The organism is Streptomyces sp. NBC_01463, assembly GCA_036227345.1.
Classification (GTDB): domain Bacteria; phylum Actinomycetota; class Actinomycetes; order Streptomycetales; family Streptomycetaceae; genus Streptomyces.
The window spans coordinates 1304860-1324350 of record CP109468.1; the positions used below are offsets into that span (position 1 = coordinate 1304860).

At 69.7% G+C, this 19491-nt stretch carries 19 protein-coding genes; 8 read left to right on the top strand and 11 right to left on the bottom strand.

Translation table 11 applies throughout. The annotated features are described in order from the left end of the window. From OG521_05655 to OG521_05675, 5 genes are all read right to left on the bottom strand, one after another. Positions 1 to 861: an ABC transporter permease gene (locus tag OG521_05655; GenBank protein ID WUW20300.1), complete on the bottom strand. Its 861-nt coding sequence runs from the start codon at positions 859 to 861 to the stop codon at positions 1 to 3. Then, on the bottom strand, positions 858 to 1856 hold the full coding sequence (locus OG521_05660) for an ATP-binding cassette domain-containing protein (GenBank protein ID WUW20301.1): 999 nt from the start codon (positions 1854 to 1856) through the stop codon (positions 858 to 860). Before OG521_05660 ends, OG521_05655 begins: the two co-directional genes overlap by 4 nt. 708 nt (positions 1857 to 2564) lie before the next feature. Then, positions 2565 to 3515, bottom strand: coding sequence for a hypothetical protein (locus tag OG521_05665; GenBank protein WUW20302.1), 951 nt, complete (start codon positions 3513 to 3515; stop codon positions 2565 to 2567). A 67-nt stretch (positions 3516 to 3582) separates the two neighbouring features. Further along, the gene (locus tag OG521_05670; GenBank protein ID WUW20303.1) at positions 3583 to 5088 is read right to left on the bottom strand and encodes a hypothetical protein; all 1506 of its coding nucleotides are present in this window, start codon (positions 5086 to 5088) and stop codon (positions 3583 to 3585) included. Between the two features lie 90 nt (positions 5089 to 5178). After that, entirely contained in the window at positions 5179 to 5787 is a 609-nt protein-coding gene (locus OG521_05675) for a hypothetical protein (protein ID WUW20304.1), read from the bottom strand. A gap of 766 nt (positions 5788 to 6553) precedes the next feature. On the opposite strand from OG521_05675, the gene OG521_05680 reads away from it, so the two are divergent. The 4 genes from OG521_05680 to OG521_05695 all read left to right on the top strand — a co-directional run bounded on the left by OG521_05680 (position 6554) and on the right by OG521_05695 (position 10033). Beyond that, positions 6554 to 7771, top strand: coding sequence for a helix-turn-helix domain-containing protein (locus tag OG521_05680; protein ID WUW20305.1), 1218 nt, complete (start codon positions 6554 to 6556; stop codon positions 7769 to 7771). A 218-nt stretch (positions 7772 to 7989) separates the two neighbouring features. Further along, a complete protein-coding gene (locus OG521_05685; GenBank protein WUW20306.1) occupies positions 7990 to 8253 on the top strand; it encodes a hypothetical protein in 264 nt (87 codons plus the stop codon). 87 nt (positions 8254 to 8340) lie between these two features. Next, positions 8341 to 8814 (top strand): SCP2 sterol-binding domain-containing protein, encoded by a 474-nt coding sequence (locus OG521_05690; protein ID WUW20307.1) that lies wholly within the window; start codon positions 8341 to 8343, stop codon positions 8812 to 8814. A gap of 4 nt (positions 8815 to 8818) precedes the next feature. Next, positions 8819 to 10033, top strand: coding sequence for an acyl-CoA dehydrogenase family protein (locus tag OG521_05695; protein ID WUW20308.1), 1215 nt, complete (start codon positions 8819 to 8821; stop codon positions 10031 to 10033). A 6-nt stretch (positions 10034 to 10039) separates the two neighbouring features. Here OG521_05695 and OG521_05700 read toward each other — a convergent pair whose 3' ends face one another. Beyond that, positions 10040 to 11296 carry a cytochrome P450 gene (locus OG521_05700; GenBank protein ID WUW20309.1) on the bottom strand — a complete coding sequence of 419 codons (1257 nt, stop codon included), beginning with the start codon at positions 11294 to 11296 and terminating at the stop codon, positions 10040 to 10042. A gap of 78 nt (positions 11297 to 11374) precedes the next feature. Between OG521_05700 and OG521_05705 the strand changes: the two genes are divergently transcribed. Continuing rightward, entirely contained in the window at positions 11375 to 12202 is an 828-nt protein-coding gene (locus OG521_05705) for a hypothetical protein (GenBank protein ID WUW20310.1), read from the top strand. 55 nt (positions 12203 to 12257) lie between these two features. Continuing rightward, positions 12258 to 14330, top strand: coding sequence for an MFS transporter (locus tag OG521_05710; GenBank protein ID WUW20311.1), 2073 nt, complete (start codon positions 12258 to 12260; stop codon positions 14328 to 14330). A 40-nt stretch (positions 14331 to 14370) separates the two neighbouring features. On the opposite strand, the gene OG521_05715 is transcribed toward OG521_05710, so the two are convergent. From OG521_05715 to OG521_05730, 4 genes are all read right to left on the bottom strand, one after another. Beyond that, on the bottom strand, positions 14371 to 14811 hold the full coding sequence (locus OG521_05715) for a YchJ family metal-binding protein (protein WUW20312.1): 441 nt from the start codon (positions 14809 to 14811) through the stop codon (positions 14371 to 14373). A 127-nt stretch (positions 14812 to 14938) separates the two neighbouring features. Further along, entirely contained in the window at positions 14939 to 15745 is an 807-nt protein-coding gene (locus OG521_05720; protein WUW20313.1) for an SAM-dependent methyltransferase, read from the bottom strand. Between the two features lie 101 nt (positions 15746 to 15846). Next, positions 15847 to 16083, bottom strand: a complete 237-nt coding sequence (locus tag OG521_05725; protein WUW20314.1) for a DUF397 domain-containing protein — start codon at positions 16081 to 16083, stop codon at positions 15847 to 15849. After that, on the bottom strand, positions 16083 to 16943 hold the full coding sequence (locus OG521_05730) for a helix-turn-helix transcriptional regulator (GenBank protein ID WUW20315.1): 861 nt from the start codon (positions 16941 to 16943) through the stop codon (positions 16083 to 16085). Before OG521_05730 ends, OG521_05725 begins: the two co-directional genes overlap by 1 nt. Before the next feature lie 205 nt (positions 16944 to 17148). Between OG521_05730 and OG521_05735 the strand changes: the two genes are divergently transcribed. Together OG521_05735 and OG521_05740 are read left to right on the top strand one after the other, a co-directional pair. Then, positions 17149 to 17607, top strand: coding sequence for an ATP-binding protein (locus tag OG521_05735; GenBank protein ID WUW20316.1), 459 nt, complete (start codon positions 17149 to 17151; stop codon positions 17605 to 17607). Beyond that, entirely contained in the window at positions 17601 to 18047 is a 447-nt protein-coding gene (locus tag OG521_05740; protein ID WUW20317.1) for a hypothetical protein, read from the top strand. Before OG521_05735 ends, OG521_05740 begins: the two co-directional genes overlap by 7 nt. A gap of 13 nt (positions 18048 to 18060) precedes the next feature. On the opposite strand, the gene OG521_05745 is transcribed toward OG521_05740, so the two are convergent. Beyond that, entirely contained in the window at positions 18061 to 19401 is a 1341-nt protein-coding gene (locus tag OG521_05745; GenBank protein WUW20318.1) for a 6-phospho-beta-glucosidase, read from the bottom strand. Positions 19402 to 19491: the final 90 nt, after the last annotated feature.

Below are 19491 nucleotides of genomic sequence, written 5' to 3' on the forward strand. Positions count from 1 at the left end.
TCAGCTCCCCTTCGCGGGGACGATCTGGAGGTAGATCGCCGTGAGGACCATGTTCACGAAGAACAGCAGCATGAAGGTGATGACGACGGACTGGTTGACCGCGTCGCCCACGCCCTTCGGTCCGCCGCGCGGGTTGAGTCCGCGGTAGGCGGCGACGATGCCGGCGATGAAGCCGAAGATCAGGGCCTTGATCTCGCTGACGTACAGGTCGGGCAGCTGGGCGAGGGCGGAGAAGCTGGAGAGATAGGCGCCCGGGGTGCCGTCCTGCATGATCACGTTGAAGAAGTAGCCGCCGAGGGTGCCGACGACGGAGACGAGGCCGTTGAGCAGGACGGCGACCAGCATGGTGGCGAGCACGCGCGGGACGACGAGGCGCTGCACGGGCGAGACGCCCATGACCTCCATCGCGTCGAGCTCCTCGCGGATCTTGCGCGATCCGAGGTCCGCGCAGATGGCCGAGCCCGCCGCGCCGGAGACCAGCAGAGCCACGATGATCGGGCTGGCCTGCTGGATGACGGCGAGGACGCTGGCGCCGCCGGTGAAGGACTGGGCGCCGAGCTGCTGGGTGAGCGAGCCGACCTGGAGGGCGATGACCGCGCCGAACGGGATGGAGACGAGGGCGGCGGGCAGGATCGTGACGCTGGCGACGAACCAGAACTGCTCGATGAACTCCCGCACCTGGAAAGGCCTTCGGAAGGTCTCCCGGCACACGGTCCCGGCGAGCGCGAACAGCCGGCCGGTCTCGCGCAGCGGGGCGAGGGCCTTGCTGGGGCGCGGGGCCTCGGGCGCCTTATTCGGAGCCGGGGCCGGGGGCCGGTCCTCCGGCGGCCCGGGGGGTATCACCGGCATGGGGGCCGTCATGGGCGCCCACCGCCCGCGGCGGCCGGGCTGTAGCTGTTGAGGATGGCGGTACGGGCCGCCTCGGGAAGCTGGCCCATCATCGACATGACCCGCTCCCGGCGGCGCAGGGCGCCCTGGCGCACCGGCAGGCCCGGCGAGGGCTCCAGCTGCGGGACGACGGTGCGCGGGGCGTTGGCCGAACTGATGCCCTGGCCGTAGCCATTGAGCTCCTCGGCGGCGAGCGTGGCGGCGTCCTTCTCCTCGGACATGCCGATGGGGCCTTCGCAGCGCCCGGCGAGGAACTGGTTGACCACGGGCAGATCGCTGGTCAGCAGCACCTCTCGCGGACCGAAGGTGACGAGGTTGCGGCAGAACAGCATCCCCATGTTGTCCGGGACCGTGGAGGCGATGTCGAGGTTGTGGGTGACGATGAGCATCGTCGCGTCGATCTGGGCGTTCAGGTCGACGAGCAGCTGCGAGATGAACGCGGTGCGGACCGGGTCGAGGCCGGAGTCGGGCTCGTCGCAGAGGATGATCTGCGGGTCCAGGACGAGCGCCCGGGCCAGGCCGGCCCGCTTGCGCATACCGCCGGAGATCTCGCCGGGCAGCTTGTCCTCGGCACCGAGCAGACCCACCACGTCGATCCGCTCCATCACGATGCGGCGGATCTCGGATTCCTTCTTGCGGGTGTGCTCCCGGAGCGGGAACGCGATGTTGTCGAAGAGCGACATCGACCCGAAGAGCGCACCGTCCTGGAACATGAGGCCGAAAAGCTTTCGGGCCTCCATGATGTCCCGCTCGGAACCGTTCACCATGTCGACGCCATCGACGAGGACGCGACCCCGTTCAGGCTTGAGCAGGCCGATGATGGACTTGAGGAAGACGGTCTTTCCGGTGCCGGAAGGACCGAGCATCACGCTCACTTCACCGGCGGGCAGGGTGAGGCTGACGTCCTGCCAGATGTTCTGCTTGCCGAAGGACTTCGTCAGGCCTTCCACGACTACTTCGATTCCCATCGGCCCTCCCTCGACGTCTCGGTGAACGATGTCATCTGTCAGCGCTCCGGCTCTGAGAAATCCAATGGCGGCTCGTCACACATGCACCAGGAGGCGCACGTTATGTCCGCCGAAACCGCCAGGACAAGCCGTTGAGCAGCAGAGATCGGCGAACCATGTGCTCGATGTGGATCACTTGTCACCGAGTGACAAAACCGCTCGCAGGCTTTGTCGGAATCTGCGCAAGTTCTCCGGCGTGCGGATCGGGTTCCGAGTCCAGAGGGGCTGGAGCCGTGGGTCCCGACCGTGGGAGCGCCGGCCCAGGACAGAGGCTTCGGAGGCCGGCGCATTCCCGGTGCGGAATTCGGGCCGAGGGGGCTCGACCTGGACTCCGCAGGCGTCGAACGAACAGCTGGGGACACGTTTCCGTGCCGCTCACCCGGGACGCTACGGGTCAGTAACCTTTCTTCGCAATAGCGGTTCCGGAACTTTCTGCACAGCACTTCCGGGAAAGGGAATTCTTGTCACCACGTGACTGATCGGCGCGCGGAAACTATACGAATATGAGCCTCCCCGTCCGCACGCGGAACGGGCCCCGGTCTGCGGCGCGGCATGCCGAAGCCCGCCCCGACCAGGAGATTTCCCGGGTCGGGGCGGGCGGAGGCCGTTGCACCGAGGACGCGCACGGAATGACAAGGAGTGACGCGTCAGCCCTCAGTACGGCCGGTGCTACTTCGCCGCGGAGTGCCAGTACTGGGAGAGCACCTTCCCCGCGTTGGGCAGGACGAGGCCGGGTGCGGTGAGCGCGGCGCTGTACGTCGAGGCGTTGTTGAGCGTGAGGTGGTTGTCACCCGAGAGGGACGGCAGCCCCTCCTTGAGGTTCACCGCCCAGCTGAGGATTCCGCCCAGACCGCAGCCGGTGGCCTTCGGCGCGGCGAAGGTGGTGTCCGCCTGGGTGTTCCCCGTCAGGGCGAACCTCAGCATGGCGCCGCCGGTGGCGTTGCGTGTGCCGTCACCGTCGAAGCGCTGAATGGCGACGGCCGGCGCCGTGACGTTCTGCGGGCGCAGAACCACCGGGGAGCCGGTGCTGCCTATGTAGCAGTTGGAGCCGAGGAGCGAGTTCTCCAGGTGGATGCGGACCGGCAGCTTCACGATCGGCTGACCGACGCTCAGGCCGGCCGGAAGGTTGAACTCCGTGGGCGCACCGGCCGACTCCACCGTCGCCGTCACCCTGTTCAGGCTGACGCTGGTGATCTGTCCGCAGACCGCGCTGACGACGGGTATGTCACTGGGGCACATGAGCCCCAGCAGCCCGCCGGGAATCTCCGTCGGTGCGCTCACGAGCGCACCGCCCGCGGGCGGAATCACCTTGAAGGTCCCGGCCGCGGTGTCCTGGATGACACCGAACTGCATGTCGTTGGCGCCCGTGGTGGCCTCCGTGGTGCCCAGCTTGAACTCACCGCCGGGCGAGTACGAGGAGACACAGGACGCGACGAGGTCCTGGCCGTCCGCCGCGAGCATGGCGGGATCGTCGACGGGACAGCGGGAGAAGGGCGCCCAGTCCCCGTTGAGGCTCGCGGCGGCGGCGGAGGCGGACAGCGGAGTCAGCGGGATCGCGACCACCGCAGCGGCGGCGGCGGCGATCAGTCCGTTACGCCATCTCTTCGGGACAGCTCTCATTACTCCCTCAATTCATGGTGGGCGGATCAATGGGGTTGAACTCATGTCAGTTCGGGAAGCGGCGGGTTCAGCGCTGTGGCTTGGGGACCTGCACCGGCTGGCCCTCCGGCGTGCACACGTTCGGGTCGTGCTGCGCCGCCGCGCAGGGTGCTGCCTGGACCTGTTTCACGGCACCGGGGACTCCGGAGATGGACGCGGTGAAGAGGTCGTCCAGATCCTCGCCGACACCACACCCGGAGAAGGGCGGCAGGGTCACCTTGCCGACGAGGACACCGCCCGTGACCAGCGTGTATCCGGTCTGGACTCCGTCCTTCAGAACCATCTTCCCCTGCAGGGGAAGGGCGAACGGCTTGGACGTACGGCAGTTGGGCCCGACGTCCAGCGGGACACCGTTCACCTCGACGTCGTACAGGCGGAGCTGGAGCATCAGGTCGATCGTCGTCGTGCCGACGCTGTTGCCGGGGCTGAGGATCGTCAGGTCGGAGTGGATGTTGGGCAACGGCTTTCCGTCGGGGCCGGCCTCCGGCGGGATCTGGGTCATCTCCATGGTCGCGGTCGTCGGCGTGAAGCCGAAAGTCAGGAACGTACCGCTGGCGGGGGGCAGCTGCGTCTTCCCCTGATAGTCCAGCAGCGCCGTCGAATCCTGGAGCACATGCAGATGCCCGTCCTGGAACTTGAGCACCGTCGCACCCTGATGGATCTGCGTGCAGGCGACCGGGAACAGGGTGGCGCTCTTGAGTTTGGCGACGTTCGCGTAACCGGTGGCATACGCGTTCAGGCTGAACTGGTCCTCCTCGTCACCCACGCAGCGGGGCGCGTCACCGTCCTGGCGTGACGCCTTCGGCGTGTTGCCCACCTCGGGCGTCGCACCGGCGCTCCGGGTACCGTCCGCGGTGGACGCCTTCCCTTCCTGGGACTCGGACGGCTCGGGCGAGGGCCCTTGCGGTTCCCCGCCGACCGGCACCGAGGCAAGGGTCAGGTCCTGGTCAGGCGCGGGAACACAGGTCAGTTGCACGGCCAGCGGCTCGACCGAGGCACTGTCCGGCTTCGGCGGAGTGAGCCGTGCGGTCAGCTTCGCCGCGGTGAAGGTGAGGTCACCCGAGGCTCCGGCGGTCACCGTGGGAACGTCACCCGTGGAGGAGAACGTGAGATCCCCCGACTCCGGGACCGCCACCGGGTCCTCGACCGTCCCGGCCCAGGTGGCCACCGCGGACCGGTCGCCCTGGGCCACATTCACGCTCAGCTCTGTCTCCACCGTGTAGCCGGCCGCTCCGCCGTCCGACAGATCGGCCAGCGCCTCCCCGGACACGGTCAGTTCAGTGCTCACGTCGGTGAGCTGGAGTGGCCGGTCGACCTTGCCCTTCTCCGGAACCGTCGCGGACACACGCACCGCGACCTGTTGGGACCCGGAAGGGAAGTCACAGCCGTACGTCAGCTCGGCCTGGACCTCGCGGTCACCGGCCGACGCCTGAGCGCCCGGAATCATTCCGGCCATGAGGACCGCGGCCAGGACTGCTCCGCCCCGTGCTGCCAGGTGCCCGCGGCTCCGCCCCGTTGCCCCGCGCGTCGTCATCCCTTGTGATTCCCTTCTGTCGGGGCCGCAGACCGCACGGCAGGAGTCCCGCCGTGCGGTCTGCAGAGCTTTCGGTCACCCGGCGGTCCGTCAGGTTCCGATGATGCTCGTGATTCCGGTGACGGAGTAGTCACCGGTGAACGTCGGGTGGTCACCGACGGCCACGATCCCGGCGCATCCCGCGGTAGCGGTCGAGACGGTCAGCTGGCGCGTGGAGTTGGAGACGGCCAGCTTCTTCGTGCTGTTGGTGAACTTGGCGTTGACCTCACCGGTCACATTGAAGGTGCAGGTGAGGACGGTGAGCTTGGCCTTGATGTTCTTGATGTAGCCGGTCGTCACGCCGGAGGTGTAGTCCTGCGCGACGAGCTCCCAGGCCGGCGAGGTGGTGGCGACGGGCGTCACCGGTCCGAGTGCGCTGGTGCACGGGCTCGCGGTGGTCCCGAAGGTGGCCGAGGTGATGGTTCCGACCGTGGCGGGGTTGCCCGTGGCGCTGGCCGCGGAACCACCCGCGCCCGCTGTCGGACACGTCAGCGGGAGGCCGTTCACCGACAGGACGGTGTTCGTCGACACGGCGGTGAATGCCCCGCCCGTGACGGTCCACGTGGTGGCGGGAAATGCCATCGCCTGGGTCGCGCTGAGTACGACGGCCGCAGAAGCAACGCCGGTTGCGACGGCGATCTTCTTGAGGGTATTACGCACAGTTAGTTCCTCCGATTCGACAATGCGGGTGGCACTGCTTGCGGGGACGTGCTTCACGGCTGCCCAAGGGGCACGAAGCACGGCTATGAACCACTTCTCCGAGGGGAAGGCGTACGCTCGGCCACACACAATCTGTGACAGGCCGTGACGTTACTTGCGGGAAACTTGGAGCACAATCCCGCCAGCCGAAATTGCTCTCAGCGAGTTCTTTTCTCGTACCCGGCTTACTAACCAGCGCAGTTGACTTGTCATTTGCTGCGCAAAATCACAGTCGGACTCCGGGGCACGGGCGGGGGCACGCCCGCGCCCCGGACATCGGTGCCGGCGCCGTCACCCCGTGGCAACACCGTTACGGGCCACTCGGCTGCCCGTAACGGCGAGGCGGAGAGCGCCCCCGCCAGGAAGGATCACCCGGAGCCCGCGCGAGCCCGGCCCCCTCCGCGGCCCGGGACATCCTCAACCGGAATGCCCATGCGCGGCGCGCCCGCCGGAGCACGAGGACAACCGCCGATGCCCGTCTCCCCGCACTCCGGGTGAACGGCCGAAAATATTGTCCGGAAGTGAGTACTCCCGCCCTACCTGCACCGGAGCACCACAACACGGCCGAGATGTGTGGCCCCTGCACTTCGATCCCGCGCAAGTGGTGGGCATGGCCACTGACTTGGTCTATCTTCATCGCGAACTTGGTACGCACCTGTCGGTTCGTGGGAGCGCTTTCCCCCACTGCCTCACCCCCACCGGGCGCCGGAGAGCAAGGGGAAACGCCATGCCGAGAGTCATTTCGCCATTGGACACAGGGGACCCGCTGGGACCGCTTCCCCAGGAGTTCGCGGCCATCATGCGACCCGAACTGCCCAGCCTGATCAAGGAGATAGGCGTCGAGGTCACCCGGGCCTATCCGGAGTACGCCCGCCTGCTCAGCGGCCCGAACGGCCAGGCCATTCGGGTCGGCGTCGAGCAGAGCCTCGCCTCGTTCGTGGATCTGGTCGCCGAACCGTCCACGTCGACCTCGCTGCGCGACGACATGTGCCGCCGTTTCGGCCGGTTCGAGGCGTACGAGGGCCGCACCATGGAGACGCTCCAGGGCGCGTACCGGCTCGGCGCCCGGGTGGCGCTGAGGCGGGCGAAGAAGGTCGGCCGGAGTTACCACTTCTCCCCGACCCTGATGCTCAGTTTCGCCGACGCGCTCTTCGCCTACGTCGACGAGCTCGAAGCACTCTCGCGTGAGGGGTTCCTCGAAGTCCAGTCCCAGAGCGGCGAACAGACCGAGGCCATGCGCCGGCGTCTGCTGCATCTGATCCTGGCCGGACGCCCCGTGCCCCGTTCCGCCATCGCCGAACTGTGCGAGCAGACCGGGTGGACGCTCCCGGAGGAGGTCACCCTCGTCGCGGCGCGCGCCCCCGCGGGGCTCGACCGGGTCAGCGCCGACCGCGACATCCTGGTCGATCTCAGCGACCCCCAGCCCCATTTACTCATCCCGGGCCCGCTCGACGCCGCACGAAGAACCATGCTCGACCAGGCGCTGCTCGGCACCCGCACGGCGATCGGGCTGACCGTTCCCACCGCGCTGGCCGCGGACTCGATCCGCTGGGCCAGGAGGATCCTCGAACTCGTCGACGCCGGCGTCATCGACGACGCACCGGTCATCCTGTGCGCGGACCACCTCATCACCCTGTGGCTGCTCTCCGATCCGATCCTCCTGGACCAGCTCGCCCAACGGGAGCTCGCCCCCATCGCGGGCATCAGCGCGACCCGTCGGGAGCGGCTCGTCGAAACGCTGCGCATCTGGCTGGACACCCGGGGAACAGCCGCCCACATGGGCGAACTGCTGGACGTCCATCCCCAGACCGTCCGGTACCGCATGCGCAACCTGGAGTCCATCTTCGGTGAGCAACTGGTCGATCCCGAGAGCCGGTTCTCCACCGAGGCGGTGCTGCGGGCGCTTCAGCTGCGGGCCCGCACCCGGAGTTCCACCACCCAGTAGTCCACTCAGAACGCCTTCGGGCCGACTCACGGCCTTCACTGCGCGTCAACTTACTTACGAGTAAAGGGAAATACCCGGTCACTCCCAAACGGTTGCCACACGGAGACGTTCTCAACGAGAAACCCGGAACTGCGTCCCGTACATATGGAGGAGTCGTCCGCCCACCCGGCGGACGCGGCGCCCGACCTCCTGGCCACCATTCGAGAGGGAACCCCCCCATGACCGCCTCACATCTGCTCGTCCCCGTCCCCATCCCGGACAGCGTCGCCGCGCTGATCGGCTCCTGCATCCCGCCGCACATCCTGGAGGCGGAGTTCGACGCCGAGTGCGCCGCACGCGAGGTCCGCAGGTTCCGCGGCCCACGGCTCGGCATCGAGGACCAGGCCGACCGCGAACAGGCCCTCTCCGAGCTGGCCCGCGCCAACAAGGTGCTCTCCGCCCACCACCCCCGGCTGGCGGTGCGCCCCGGCAGCTCCTGGTGACCTCCGCACCCCGCCGCCACCTTGCGGAGGGACTCGACGGCGCTTACCTTACTCAAAAGTAAGTTTACTCCAGAGTAAGGAACTGGCGTGGCCGACAACAGCAGCGGCAACCTCACCGACGAACTGACCTCCCTCGACTTCGCGGCCGTCTCCCCGACGGAGTTCGCGCGGATCGTGAAGGGCCTGTCCGCCAGGCAGCTCGGCGAGGTCATGCACGGCGAGCTGCGCACCCGGGTGCTCGGCGAGGTCTTCGGCCGGATGAGGCAGCAGTTCCGCCCGGAGGCGGCCGGACAGCTCAAGGCCCTGATCCGCTGGAAGATCACCGGTGACACCGACGAGGTGTACGAGACGGCCATCGCGGACGGCGCCTGCACCGTCAGCGCGGGCCGCTCCGACGCCGAACCGCGCACCACGCTGGTGATGGGCGACGCGGAGTTCCTGAAGCTGGTCTCCGGCAACGGCAATCCCGTGACGATGTTCATGATGCGCAAGCTGAAGGTGGCCGGCGACGTCGGTCTCGCCTCGGGCCTCACGCGCTACTTCGACATCCCGAAGGCCTGAGCCGATGAGCTACTTCTCCCTCGCCCTCACCGAGGAACAGCAGGACCTGCGCAACTGGGTGCACGGCTTCGCCGCCCAGGTGGTGCGCCCGGCGGCCGCCGAATGGGACGCCCGCGAGGAGACGCCCTGGCCCGTCATCCAGGAGGCGGCCCGGATCGGTCTGTACGGATTCGAGTCGCTGGCCGACATGTACGGCGACCCGTCGGGGCTCTCCCTCCAGATAGCCAACGAGGAGCTGTTCTGGGGCGACGCCGGAATCGGCATGGCGCTCTTCGGCACCTCCCTCGCCGTCGCCGGGATCTTCGCCTCCGGGACACCGGACCAGCTCGCCGAGTGGGTTCCGCAGTGCTACGGCGACGAGGACGACCCGAAGGTGGCGGCGTTCTGCGTCTCCGAACCGCAGGCCGGCTCCGACGTCTCCGCGATGGCCACGAAGGCCCGCTACGACGAGGCCAGGGACGAGTGGGTGCTCTCCGGCCAGAAGGCGTGGATCACCAACGGCGGCATCGCCGAGATCCACGTGGTCGTCGCCTCGGTCGACCCGTCGCTCGGCGCGCGCGGGCAGGCCGCGTTCATCGTGCCGCCCGCGACGAAGGGCCTGGAGGCGAGCCGCACCATCAAGAAGCTGGGCCTGCGGGCCTCGCACACGGCGGACGTCTTCCTCGACGACGTACGCGTGCCCGGGCACTGTCTGCTCGGCGGCAAGGAGAAGCTGGACGCCCGGCTCGCCCGCGCCCGCGAGGGGTCCAACGCCAAGGGGCAGGCGGCGATGGCGACCTTCGAGGTCAGCCGCCCCACCGTTGGCGCCCAGGCGCTCGGCATCGCACGCGCGGCGTACGAATACGCGTTGGAGTACGCCGGACAGCGCGAGGCGTTCGGCCGGCCCATCATCGAGAACCAGTCGATCGCGTTCGCGCTGGCCGACATCCGTACCGAGATCGAGTCCGTACGGCTGCTCATCTGGCAGGCCGCGTGGATGGCCCGCAACGACCGGACCTTCGACGCGGGCCAGGGCTCGATGTCCAAGCTGCGCGCGGGCGAACTCGCGGTGTCCGCGACGGAGAAGGCCGTCCAGATCCTCGGCGGCGCCGGGTACAGCCGGGAACATCCGGTGGAGCGGATGTACCGCGACGCCAAGATCTACACGATCTTCGAGGGGACCAGCGAGATCCAGCGGCTGGTCATCGCCCGCGCGATCTCCGGACGCCACATCCGCTGACGTGGGTCATGCCCCGGCGACCGGGGTGAACCGCACCGGCAGCGACTGCGGTCCCCGGGTGAAGACGCCCTGCTCGGACGGCGTGAACCCGTCCGCGAGACGTACGTCGGGCATCGCGTCGAGCAGCATGTTCACCCCGGTCCGCACCTCCGCCCTGGCCAGCAGCGCGCCGACGCAGAAGTGCCGGCCCAGCGCGAACGCCAGATGGTCGGCGGCCGCGGAGAACGCCGTGGTGCTGGTCAGATCGGTGCGGAAGAGATCGAACCGGTCCGGGTCGCGGTACCGGGACGCGTCCCGGTTGGCGGAGCCGATCAGACAGGTGACGGTCGAGCCCGCGGGCACCCGGCCGCCGCCGAGCTCCACGTCGGTGGCCGCCTGACGCATGATCATGTGGACCGGCGGGGTGAGCCGCAGTGTCTCGGCGAACGCGAGGTCGATGAGATCGCGGTCCGCCCGCACGGCGGCGAGCTGCTCGGGGTGGGTGAGCAGGTTGGCGAAGATCGAGGCGATGGCCTTGTCGGTCGTCTCGCCGCCGGCGGCGAGCAGCAGGCTGCAGAACGCCTTGATGTCCTCGTCGCTCATCCGGACGCCGTCGACCTCGGCGGTGCAGAGCGCGGAGAGTAGGTCGTCGCCCGGTGCCTTCCGCCGCTGCTGGATGATCGGGATCATGTACGCGGCGAATTCCTGCCGGGTCCGTTCACCGGCCGCCGCCACCTCCGGGTCGCCCGCGAGGTTGCCGAGGAAGGCGATGACGCTGGTGTACCAGCCGTGGAAGCGGTCGTGGTCCGCCTTGTCCAGGCCGAGCATGTCGGCGATGACGAGGACGGGGAAGCGGGTCGCGAACGCCTCGACGAGATCGGCCTCGCCGGTGTGCCGGAAGGTGTCGATGAGCTCGCGCGCGTTGCGTTCGATGACCGGGAGGAACTTCTCCTGGAGGTCCGCACCCCGGAAGGCCGGCGCGACCAGGGCCCGGCGCACGGCGTGCTCGCGCCCGCTGAGCTGGAGGATGGTCTTGCCGTGGACCGGCTCGATCTGCCAGTCGTAGTTGTCGGTGGTGAACTCCCCGGCCTTGTCCTTGAAGACCCGCTCGACGTCCTCGTACCGGGAGACGACGTAACTGTTCGTGGCCTCGTGCCGGATCAGCGGGTGGCTCTCGCGCATGATCCGGTAGGCCCCGTAGGGATCGGCCGCGAAGGCGGGCGAGAGAATGTCCGGAACGGGCGGCGCTTGCGAGGCGAGTGACTCTTGTGGGGCAGATGTCATGACGCTCCTGGGTCGTTGACGGGCAACGCCGCCAAGGTTATTGAGTGACCGTCCGACCTGAAACCCCCTGGGGGAACCATGCCCGCCGCCACGCGCCCGTCCGTTCTCTTCGTCACCGATCTCGCCTACGACGCCCGCGGACGCCGCTACTGCGACGAGGACATCCACCTGACGTCACGGCTGCGGGAGGACTTCGACATCGCTCTCTGTCACCCCCGCGACGCCGCCGCGCTGCTGGACCGTTTCGACGCGGTCGTCGTGCGCAACAGCGGTCCGGTGCTGCACTACCAGGAGGCGTACGACACCTTCCGCGCCCGGGCCCGGGAGCTGGGCACCCGGGTCTACAACCCGCTGACCGGTCGCGGTGACATGGCGGGCAAGCAGTACCTGGTCGATCTGAGCCGGGCCGGTTATCCGGTGATCCCGACCGTGGACCGGGCGGCGGACCTGGGGCTGCTGCCCGAGGCCGGGAGCTACGTCGTCAAGCCGAAGCTGGGTGCGGACTCGGCCGGTCTGCGGTTCGTGCCCACCCCGTCCCTGCCGCCCGGTGCGGACGGCACGCAACTGGTCCAGCCGCGGATCGACTTCCGCTACGAGGTGTCCTTCTACTTCGTCGACCACGACTTCCAGTACGCGCTGAACGCTCCGCACCCGGAGCGGCGGTGGGTGCTGGAGCCGTACGCGACGAGTGCGGCGGATCTGGCGTTCGCGCGCTCGTTCATCGACTGGAACACCCTCGACCACGGCATCCAGCGCGTCGACGCGTGCCGGACCGCCGAGGGCGAGCTGCTGCTCGTCGAGCTGGAGGACCTCAATCCGTACCTCTCGCTGGACCGGGTGGGTGAGCCGGTGCGGGAGGCGTTCGTGGCCCGGATGAAGGCGTCGCTCAGGGAACTACTGGGCTGACACGTCCGGCGGCCCCCCGCATGCGGGTGACACGGGCCGGTGTGAGGGTGCAAAGGTGACCACTGCCAGCGAGACCGCCCCCGCCGCGCAGAGTGCCGCCGCGCCGCCCCTGCTCGATCCGCGCCGCCGCAACATCGTCTTCGCCACCATCGTGCTGGGCATTCTGCTGGCCGCCCTGGACCAGACGATCGTGGGGACCGCACTGCCGACGATCGTCTCCGACCTCGGGGGCGCGGCCCATATGTCGTGGGTGGTGACCGCGTATCTCCTGGCGGAGACCGTGGCGACGGTGCTGGTCGGCAAGTTCGGCGACCTGTTCGGCCGGAAGATCGTCTTCCAGCTCTCGGCGATCATCTTCATCACGGGTTCGTTCCTCTGCGGTCTCGCGACCAACATGACGCTGCTGATCGTGTGGCGCGGTCTGCAGGGCATCGGCGCGGGCGGTCTGATGGTCACGTCGATGGCGCTGATCGCCGATGTGATCCCGCTGCGCGACCGCGGCAAGTACCAGGGCGCGATCGGCGCGGTCTTCGGCGTCTCGACCGTCATCGGGCCGCTGCTCGGCGGCCTGTTCACCGACCATCTGACCTGGCGCTGGGCGTTCTACGTCAATGTGCCGATCGCGATCGTGGTGGTCATCGCGGCGGCCCGGACCATTCCGTCCGTGAAGGCGGCGGGACGTCCGGTGATCGACTACCTGGGCATCGCGATGGTCACGGTAGGGGCGAGCGCCCTGATCCTGGCGACGAGCTGGGGCGGCAACCAGTACGCCTGGGGCTCCTCGGTCATCATCGGCCTGTTCGTCCTCGGTCTGGCCGCACTGGCCGCCTTCTGCCTCGTCGAGTTCCGGGCGAAGGAGCCGATGCTGCCGATGCGGCTGTTCGGCAATCCGGTCTTCACGGTCTGCTCGATCCTCAGCTTCATCGTGGGCTTCGCGATGCTCGGCGCGATGATCTTCCTTCCGACGTATCTGCAGTACGTGGACGGGGACTCGGCCACGCTCTCGGGTGTCCGGACGCTGCCGATGGTCGTCGGCCTGCTCGCCGCCTCGATCTTCAGCGGCAACGTGGTCAGCAAGACCGGCCGCTACCGCGTCTTCCCCATCGTGGGCTCGCTGGTCATGGCCGTCGGCCTGTTCCTGCTCTCCCGGATGGGTCCGGACAGCGGGGTGTGGCTGGAGTCGCTGTACATGCTGGTGCTCGGCCTCGGCATCGGGCTGTCCATGCAGGTGCTGACGATCGCCGTGCAGAACACCGTCGACTACGCGGACCTGGGCACGGCGACCTCGGGCGTGACCTTCTTCCGCACGCTCGGCAGTTCCTTCGGCACCGCGGTCTTCGGCACGATCTACGCCAACGCGCTCGGCCCCAATCTCGAGGAAGGGGTGGCGCAGGCAGCGCGGGCGGGCGGTGATCCCGCGGTGCTGGTGAAGGCCTCGCAGAGCCCGGAGGGGCTGCACGCGCTGCCCGACGCGCAGTCGGCGCCGCTGGCCCAGGCGTATGCGGACACCCTGCACACGGTGTTCCTGTGGACGGTGCCGGTCGCGGTGCTCGGGTTCGTCGTGGCGCTGTTCCTGAAGCAGGTGAAGCTGCGGGACACGGTGCGGGCAGGCTCGACCGACATGGGCGAGGGCTTCGCCTCGCCGAGCGCCGGGGACTCGGCGAGGCTGCTGGAGTTCTCGGTGGCCAAGGTCCTGCGGCGGGTGGACCCGGACACGGCCCGGCGGATCGTGGCCTCGTCCGACACCCGGCTCGACATGGCGGGGGCCTGGGCGGTGATGCAGGTCGAGCTGTTCACCAGGATGGTCGGCCACGCGGGGCTCCGGCTCATCGCGACCCGGCACCGGATTCCGCCGGAGGTCCTGGTGCCCGTCTTCGACCGGATGATCGAGGAGGGCTATCTGACCGGCGACGGCCACCTCTTCACGCACACCGAGGCGGGCAGCCGGGAAGCGGCGACGATCACGGACGCGTGGGCGGCCTGGCTCAACGACCAGCTGGGCGAGGACGGGGGCCGCCCGGACGACGCCCGGCTGCGGTCCGCGGTCGATGTGATCGCCAAGCGGCTGCTGGCGGAGGACCTCGCGCACGAACTGGCCCCGGTGACCCCGGCCGGCGCACCGGTCTGAGGCCGCCCCGGCCCGGACCGGCCCCGTCACCCGCGGGGCGTCAGTCCGCGAAGACGGCCGACTCGTAGACCCAGGCGCCCTCGTGCCGGACGAAGCGGCTCTTCTCGTGGAGCGAGTCGCGGTGTCCGCCGGCCGTGTAGTGCGCCCGGAAGGTGACCGTGCCGGTGGTGTGGAAGGCGCTGCCCTCCGTGGTCTCCAGGATCTCCAGCCCCTGCCATTGCTGCCCCGGGTCGAGGTCGAGGACGGCCGGCCGGTGGTCCGGGTGCCAGGTCCGCAGCAGATAGGCGGCGTCCCCGACGACGAAGGCCGCGTACCGCGAACGCATCAGCGCCTCGCACGTCGGCGCCGGGGTCCCGGCATGGAACCGGCCGCAGCACGCGCCGTAGGCGGCGGACAGGCCGCACGGGCACGGCGAGGCGTCCGTGATCTGCGGGAGCGGAGCGGCGGCGGGCCGCCGGGGGCGGGAGGTGCGTCGGGACATGGGTCCATTGTGTCCTGCGGCGGCACCCGCCCCTCCGACGGGCCGCCGGGCCGGGGTGCCGGGCCGGGGTGCCGGGCCGGGGTGCCGGGCCGGGGTGCCGGGCCGGGGTGCCGGGCCGGGGTGCCGGTCAGGCCTTGAGGGCCACGCCCGCGTACCCCGGGATCGGCTCGTCACCCGGGACGTCGATGACCTCGCCGAGCTCCGGGTGCCAGTCGGCGGAGAGCGAGACGCCCGGGCCGACGAGCTCCAGGCCGTGGAAGAAGGCGGAGAACTCGGCGTGGGTGCGGGGGCGCAGCGTCATCCCGCGGGCCTTGTACATGGCGGCGGCCTGGGCCGCGCCCTCCGGGTTGAAGTCGCCGGTGGTCTGCGAGAGGACGAGGTAGCTGCCGGGCGCGAGCTGGTCGACCAGGCGGTCCACGAGTTCGCCGGCGCCGTCCTCGTCACCGAGGAAGTGCAGCAGGGCCAGCAGCGACAGGGCGATCGGCCTGGAGAAGTCGAGGACCTTGCCGGCCGCTTCCAGGATGGCTTCGGGCCTGCGGGCGTCGGCCTGGATGTACTCGGTGGCGCCCTCCGGAGTCGAGCGCAGCAGGGCCGCCGCGTGGGCGAGGACGATCGGGTCGTTGTCGCAGTAGACGATGCGCGCGTCCGGTGCCGTCTGCTGGGCGATCTGGTGGAGGTTGGGCTCGGTCGGTATGCCGGTGCCGATGTCGAGGAACTGCCGGATGCCGTTCTCCGCGAGCCAGCGGGTGGCACGGTGCATGAACGCGCGGTTGACCCGCGCCATGTCGCGGCCCCGCGAGTCCAGCGCCATGAGCTGCTTGGCCATCTGCTCGTCGACCGGATAGTTGTCCTTGCCGCCGAGGAACCAGTCGTACATCCGCGCCGGATGCGGCTTGCTGGTGTCGATCTCGACGGGGGGCTCGTGCCCGGTCATAGCGCGCTCCTTGGATCCGTTGGCGGACGAACAGGGGACGAAGGGGTGCGCGGCGACCGGGAACCGTCCACGCGGTGGGGTACAGGGTAGGTCAGGCAGGGTCAGGTCAGGAGGAAATCCGCCTGACCGGCCTTGGCACCCTGGATGAAAGCGGCGATCTCGCGGTGGGTGTAGATGAGGGCCGGACCGTCGGGGTCCGCGGACTGACGCATCGCGATTCTTCCGTCGGACAGCTTCATGGCCTCGACACAGTTGCCCCCGTTGCCACCGCTCCACGGCTTGTACCAGCCCTCGGAGCCGAGTTCGGCGGCCGGCATGCCGTTGTATATGGGTGTCATCACAGCTCCTTGCGGAAGTCCCTGAGGAGTTCCTTCGTGCGTTGTGCAGTCGCGGCCTGGGCCGCCATGCGGTCCATGACCTCGAGGTAGGAGGCCACCTCGGGGCGCGCGTCGAAGTAGACGGCCCCGGTGAGGTACTCGCTGTAGACCATGTCGGGGAGTTCGGGGACGGCGAACCGGAAGAGCACGAACGGTCCGTAGGTGCCCGGGTGATGGCCGGTCGAGAACTCGGCGATCTGCAGGGTCACGTTCGGCAGCGCGGTGGCTTCCAGCAGCCGGTCGACCTGGGCGCGCATGGCGTCCGGGCTGCCCACCGGGCGGCGCAGCACCGTCTCGTCCATCACGACCCACAGCCGCGGGGCGTCCGGCCGGGTGAGCAGGGACTGCCGCTCCATCCGCAGCGCCACATGGCGCTCGATGTCCTCGGGCCTGGTCTGGCCGACCGCTCCGGTGCGCATCACCGAGCGCGCGTAGTCCTCGGTCTGCAGCAGCCCGGGGACGAAGTGCGGCTCGTACATGCGCAGGAGGCTCGCCGCACCCTCCAGGCTGACGTACATGCTGAACCAGTCGGGCAGCACGTCGTGGAACCGCTGCCACCAGCCCGGCTTGTTGGCCTCCTCGGCGAGGTCGACGAAGGCGTCGGCCTCCTCCTCGCTGATTCCGTAGGCCTTCAGCAGCAGTTGCACATAGGGGATCTTGAGAGAGACCTCTGCCGTCTCCATCCTGCGTATCGTCGCGGGTGCGACGCGCAGCACCTTGGCAGCCTGGTCCCGGCTCAGGCCGACGCGCTCCCGCAGATCCTGCAGGCGCTTGCCGAGAACGACCTGACCCACGGTCGGGGCGGACCGCGGTTCGCTCACTTCAGACCTCCCCATGCGCTGTTTGCGAGCAGTGTGCCATGCGCGTGCCGTCAAAGACACAGCCACTCTGAATTTTTCAGAGTGCCCCTTGCCAAGTGTTCGCGACAGGGGGAGAGTTGGTGAGTGAACCAGTTCACTCGTCGTGCCCGCGCACTTCCAGGAAGATCGCGAAGCGTGACACAGCCCCCACTGTGAGGATTCGGTCGTGGCACCTGGCAGTGCGCTCATCCCCCGGCTCATGGACCTCAGCCCCGGGACCGAAGCGCTCCGGTACTGCTTCGCGCTGCCCGCGCACCCCGAGTCGGTCGCCGGCGCCCGGCGGCTGACGCGGGCCCGGCTGGACGAGTGGCGGCTGGACGACGACGCCCACGAGGCCGCGGTCCTCATCGTGTCCGAACTGTTCACCAACGCGGTGGTGCACACCGCGAGCGACCGCGTCGTGTGCGAGCTCCGCTGCCTCGATCACCGGCTGCGGATAGCCGTACAGGACCAAGGACACCAGCCCGGCGGGCCGCAGTTGTGCGCCGGTGCCGACGACGAGCACGGACGCGGTCTGCTGCTCGTCGACGCGATGTGCAGCGCCTGGGGGTCCCGCGACGCCGGGAACGGTTCGGGCCGCATCGTCTGGGCAGAACTGCCGCACGGCTCGGAGCACACATGCTGAAGAACGCCATGTCCCATCTGCTCGGAGCCCGGCGCTCCCGCGAGCCCGGCTGTCCCCCGGGCGGCGGCGGACGGGTGCAACTCGCGCTGCCGGCCGCCCTCTCGGCGAGCCTGGGCTGCGACGCGGTGGGGGTGCCCGCGCGGTACGGCTTCCGGCTGATGTCCCATCTGCCGCGGACGGGCTGCGTCTTCGCGGACGCCGACCTCTGGTGGTGGATCGTGCCCTCGGGCTCCGACCTCGATCTGGACTGGCCCGCGCAGGCCGCGTACGTGCGAGGGGCGTACGTCCCCGCGGTGCGGCCCCGGCTGATCCACCAGCCCGACAGCGGCCGCACGCCGTACACCCCGCCCATCCCGCTGTTCCTGATGGTCTGCCAGGTGACCGGGGTGACGCCGTCGTGGGCGGCCGCGGGCGGTCCGCGCGTCGTCTCCGCGCCCTGACCCGCCCCTCGCGCTAGTGGAGGTACGCCAGCTCCGGGTGGGCCTTCGTGTAGCCGTCCACCAGGCGGCGGGCCACCGACACGGAGTCGACCAGCGGGTGCAGGGCGAACGCCCGGACGGCGTCGGCGCGGGAGCCGCTCGCCGCCGCGTCGAGCACCGCGCGCTCGACGGCCTTCACCGCGGTGACCAGGCCGACCGCGTGGTACGGAAGCGGCTCCACGGCGACCGGGCGGGCACCGTTCGCGTCGACCAGGCACGGGACCTCGATCACGGCCTCCGCGTCGAGCACCGAAAGGGTCGTGCGGTTGCGGACGTTGAGGATCAGGGACGTCTGCTCGTTGCGGGCGACCGCCCGCATGAGGGCGAGCGCGACCTGCTCGTAGCCGCCGGATTCCAGATCGCTCTCCTCGCGCTCCCCCGCCCCTGCGACCTCCCGGTTCTCCGACATGTACGTGGCCTCGCGCTCGGCGCGGGTGCGGTCCCAGGTGGCGAGCGCGGGCGTGGCGGGGTCCTTCATCCGGCCGTAGAAGCCCTCCTGCTGCTCCCGGAGGAAGGCGCCCCGGGTCTGGTCCGCCTCCTGGTAGGCGCGGACGGCCTCCCGGTTGAAGTAGTAGTAGTGCAGGTACTCGTTGGGGACCGAGCCCAGGGAGCGCAGCCAGTCGGTGCCGAAGAGCCGGCCCTCCTCGAACGAGCCGAGCAGCTCGGGGTCGGCCAGCAGGCGCGGGAGTTCGTCGCGGCCCTCCACGTACAGCCCGCGCACCCAGCCCAGGTGGTTGAGTCCGACGTAGTCGATCCGGGCCCGGCCGGGGTCCGCTCCGAGCACCCGGGCGATGCGCCGGCCGAGGCCGACCGGTGAGTCGCAGATGCCGATGACGCGGTCGCCGAGGTACCGGGACATGGCCTCGGTGACCAGGCCGGCCGGGTTGGTGAAGTTGATGACCCAGGCGTGCGGGGCGAGCCGGGCGATGCGGCGGGCGAGGTCGACGGCCACCGGGACGGTGCGCAGCCCGTAGGCGATGCCGCCCGCGCCGACGGTCTCCTGGCCGAGCACCCCTTCGTCCAGCGCGACCCGTTCGTCGGCCGCCCGGCCGGCGAGGCCGCCGACCCGGATCGCGGAGAAGACGAAGTCGGCGCCGCGCAGTGCCTCGTCGAGTTCGGTGGTCGCGACGACGGTGGGTGCGTCGGGCACCGAATCGGCCTGCTCGGTGAGGACCCGGGCGACGGCGGTGAGCCGGTCGGCGTCCGTGTCGTAGAGGGTGACGGCCGAGACCCGGCCCTCGGCGTGGTCGGCGAGCAGCGCCCCGTAGACGAGTGGAACCCGGAATCCGCCGCCGCCCAGAATTGTCAGCTTCACGCTTCCGCATGGTACGTGGGCAGGCCGGGCGGCGGGGCGAGCGACCGGCCGGTGGAACGGCCCGGTGGCGGGGACCCGCAGGTCCGCCTC

Excerpts from the sequence above, each read along its gene's own strand:
- OG521_05655 (WUW20300.1), bottom strand. The coding sequence starts at position 861 with ATGACGGCCCCCATGCCGGTGATACCCCCCGGGCCGCCGGAGGACCGG.
- OG521_05660 (WUW20301.1), bottom strand. The coding sequence starts at position 1,856 with ATGGGAATCGAAGTAGTCGTGGAAGGCCTGACGAAGTCCTTCGGCAAG.
- OG521_05665 (WUW20302.1), bottom strand. The coding sequence starts at position 3,515 with ATGAGAGCTGTCCCGAAGAGATGGCGTAACGGACTGATCGCCGCCGCC.
- OG521_05670 (WUW20303.1), bottom strand. The coding sequence starts at position 5,088 with ATGACGACGCGCGGGGCAACGGGGCGGAGCCGCGGGCACCTGGCAGCA.
- OG521_05680 (WUW20305.1), top strand. The coding sequence starts at position 6,554 with ATGCCGAGAGTCATTTCGCCATTGGACACAGGGGACCCGCTGGGACCG.
- OG521_05685 (WUW20306.1), top strand. The coding sequence starts at position 7,990 with ATGACCGCCTCACATCTGCTCGTCCCCGTCCCCATCCCGGACAGCGTC.
- OG521_05695 (WUW20308.1), top strand. The coding sequence starts at position 8,819 with ATGAGCTACTTCTCCCTCGCCCTCACCGAGGAACAGCAGGACCTGCGC.
- OG521_05700 (WUW20309.1), bottom strand. The coding sequence starts at position 11,296 with ATGACATCTGCCCCACAAGAGTCACTCGCCTCGCAAGCGCCGCCCGTT.
- OG521_05705 (WUW20310.1), top strand. The coding sequence starts at position 11,375 with ATGCCCGCCGCCACGCGCCCGTCCGTTCTCTTCGTCACCGATCTCGCC.
- OG521_05715 (WUW20312.1), bottom strand. The coding sequence starts at position 14,811 with ATGTCCCGACGCACCTCCCGCCCCCGGCGGCCCGCCGCCGCTCCGCTC.
- OG521_05720 (WUW20313.1), bottom strand. The coding sequence starts at position 15,745 with ATGACCGGGCACGAGCCCCCCGTCGAGATCGACACCAGCAAGCCGCAT.
- OG521_05725 (WUW20314.1), bottom strand. The coding sequence starts at position 16,083 with ATGACACCCATATACAACGGCATGCCGGCCGCCGAACTCGGCTCCGAG.
- OG521_05740 (WUW20317.1), top strand. The coding sequence starts at position 17,601 with ATGCTGAAGAACGCCATGTCCCATCTGCTCGGAGCCCGGCGCTCCCGC.